Genomic DNA, 3,044 nt, shown 5'->3' with positions numbered 1-3,044 from the left:
TCGACTTCGCCGCGGGGGCCTTCACGGCGATCATGGGTCCCTCGGGCTCCGGCAAGTCGACGCTCATGCACCTCCTCGCCGGGCTCGACACGGCGACCTCGGGCACGGCGTACCTCGGTGACACGGAGATCACGGCCCTCGACGACCGCGCGCTCACCTCGCTGCGGCGCAACCGGATCGGCTTCGTGTTCCAGTCCTTCAACCTGCTGCCGATGTTCACGGCCGAGCAGAACGTCGTCCTGCCGCTCGAGCTCGCGGGCGCCCGCGTCGACCGGGAGTGGATGGCGACCCTCGTCTCGACGCTGGGCCTCGGTGAGCGGCTCAGCCACCGGCCCAGCCAGCTCTCGGGCGGCCAGCAGCAGCGCGTGGCGATCGCCCGCGCGCTCATCGCCAAGCCCGACGTCGTGTTCGCGGACGAGCCCACGGGCAACCTCGACTCGCGCGCCGGCGCCCAGGTGCTCAGCTTCCTGCGCCAGTCCGTGCGCGAGCTCGGCCGCACCGTGATCATGGTGACGCACGACCCGTCGGCGGCCGCCTACGCCGACCGCGTCGTCCTGCTCGCCGACGGACGCATCGCGGGCGACATCACGGACCCGACCCCCGAGTCCGTCCTCGCGGGCCTCGACGCCCTGCGCACGCTCGACGAGCCGGCGGCCCGCTGATGCTGCGCCTCACGCTCGCCCAGATGCGCCGCAGCCTGGGCCGCCTGGCCTCGGCGGGCATCGCGATCGCCATCGGCACCGCGTTCGTCGCGGCCACGCTGCTGGCCTCCGACGTCATGACGCGGACCACCTACGACGTCATGAGCAGCGGCTTCGCCGAGGCCGACCTCGTCGTCACGGGAGAGGTCACCGAGCGGACCGTGAGCACGCTCCAGGCGGTGCCCGGCGTCCGCGCCGTGCACGGCTACTCGCAGCAGAGCCTCGCGCTGTCCGGACCGGACGGTCAGACCGTGGCGACGCTCGCCGTCGTCGCCGAGGACCCCGAGCTCCAGCCCGGCCAGGTCGCCGAGGGCTCGCTCCCCGGCGACACGGGCGAGGTCGCCCTGCCCCGGTCGACCGCCGAGGTCCTCGGGGCCGAGGTCGGCGACCGCGTCGACGCCACGCTCGAGGTCTGGCGGTTCGACGAGGGCTCCGAGACGTCCGCGCCCGAGCGGCGCGTCGACGAGCTGACGCTGGTCGGCCTGCTCGACGTGCCCGAGGCCGCGTTCCTCAGCACGGGCGGCGTCGGCGCGATCACCGCCGAGCAGTCGGCCGAGTGGGACGCGTTCTGGGACGAGGAGCTCGAGACCTGGTACTGGCACGCGGTGGTGCTGGTCGAACCCGGCGCGAGCGTGGCGGACGTCCAGGGCGCCGCTGCGCAGGCGCTGCCCGACCTCGACGTGCGCACGCGGGACCAGGCAGCCCAGGCGATGACCGCCGAGGTCACGGGCGACGCCAACCAGTTCACGGCCATCGTGCTGGGCTTCGCGGGCGTGTCGATGCTCGTCGCGGCGCTCGTGATCGCCAACACGTTCCAGGTGCTCGTCGCGCAGCGGACGCGGACCCTCGCGCTCCTGCGCTGCGTCGGGGCCGACCGGTCCCAGCTGCGTCGCTCGGTCGTGCTCGAGGCGCTCATCCTCGGGGTCGTCGCATCGCTCGTCGGCGTGGTCTCGGGCATCGCCCTCGTGCAGACGGGCCTCCTCGTGCTCGGCCGCACCTGGACGTCCGTCCCGCTGCCGACCACCGTCACCATCACGGCCGCGGTCGTGCTCGCCCCCGTCGCGGTCGGGACGCTCATGACCGTGCTGGCGGCGCTGTCCCCCGCCATCGCGGCGACCCGCGTCGCGCCGCTCGCCGCCCTGCGCCCCGCCGGGTCACCGACCCTCGGCGAGCGCTCGGGACGGGTGCGGGCGTGGGCCTCGGGTCTCCTGGTGGTCGGCGGTGGTCTCGTCCTCGCGCTCGGCATGGTGCTCGCCGCGCGGTACGACCTCATGCTCGGCCTGCTCACGGGCGTCGTCGGCGGTGCCGCGTCGTTCGTCGGCGTCGTGCTCAGCGCGGTCTTCTGGGTGCCGCGCCTCGTCGGCGGCGTCGGGACGGTGCTCACGCGCGCCGGCCGGCCGGCCGCGCGGCTCGCCGCGGCGAACAGCGTCCGGAACCCCCGGCGCACCGCCGCGACCAGCGCCGCCCTGCTCATCGGCGTGACCCTGGTCGCGATGATGTCGACCGGCGCCGCCAGCGCCCGGTCGGCGCTCGACTCGGCGCTCGCCGAGGAGTTCCCGGTCGACGTCGCCGTCGGTGCCCTCGGCGACGGGTTCACCGCGCCGGCGCTGCCGCCCGGGTTCGCGGCGGAGGTCCGCGCCGTCGACGGCGTCACGGACGTCACCGAGCTCATCGGGACCACGGTCGAGGTGGTCGAGGGCGTCCAGCCGGGCGTGGGAGCCGTCGAGTGGGTCGACGCACGCGGGGTGGACCCCGACGCCGCCGCCACGGTCGTCCGGGACCCCAGCCAGGTCGCCGGCCTCGACGACCAGCACGTCCTCGTCCCCGCCGGGCTCAGCGCGTGGACCGAGCTCCGGACCGGGGACCAGATCACGGTGCGGCGGCAGCCCCTGCTCACGCCCGGCGAGACGGCCGGGCCGACGTCCGGGGTGCCGACCGAGGCGCCGTCGGAGAACGCGTCCGAGAGGGCTGCCGGGACGGCGTCCGAGGCGCCGGGCGAGCCCGTGACCGTCACCGTGGTCGTCACCGACCTCCCCGGTCAGTCGATGATCTTCACGCCCGGCGTGCTCGACCGGCTGGACGAGGACGCGCAGGTCAGCCGCCTCTGGGTGCGGCTCGACACGGTCGAGGGCGCCGCGCGCGCCGTGGGCGAGATCACGGCGGCCGCGAGCGCGACCGGCGAGCCCCTCGAGACCGTGGGCGCCGCCGTCGAGCGGGCGCTCTACCAGCAGGTCGTCGACACGCTGCTCGCGGTCGTCGTCGGGCTGCTCGCCGTCGCCGTGGTCATCGCGCTGGTCGGGGTGACCAACACGCTCTCCCTCTCGGTGCTCGAACGACGCCGCG

Annotated in this window: 2 protein-coding genes; both read left to right on the top strand. The window is 75.2% G+C overall.

What is annotated here, in order from left to right:
- Positions 1-662 (top strand): ABC transporter ATP-binding protein (locus ICW40_RS03045; RefSeq protein WP_221652360.1); only part of this gene is annotated, 662 nt, incomplete at its 5' end.
- On the top strand, positions 662-3,044 hold a 2,383-nt coding region (locus ICW40_RS03040), incomplete at its 3' end, for an ABC transporter permease (RefSeq protein WP_221652359.1). The genes ICW40_RS03045 and ICW40_RS03040, both read left to right, overlap by 1 nt.

Origin of the sequence: Actinotalea ferrariae, from assembly GCF_019733465.1 — a bacterium.
In the GTDB taxonomy this organism is placed as follows: Bacteria; Actinomycetota; Actinomycetes; order Actinomycetales; family Cellulomonadaceae; genus Actinotalea; species Actinotalea ferrariae_A.
The sequence above is the reverse complement of the archived record's forward strand: the minus strand, read 5'-3'. Positions and strand labels throughout refer to the sequence as shown.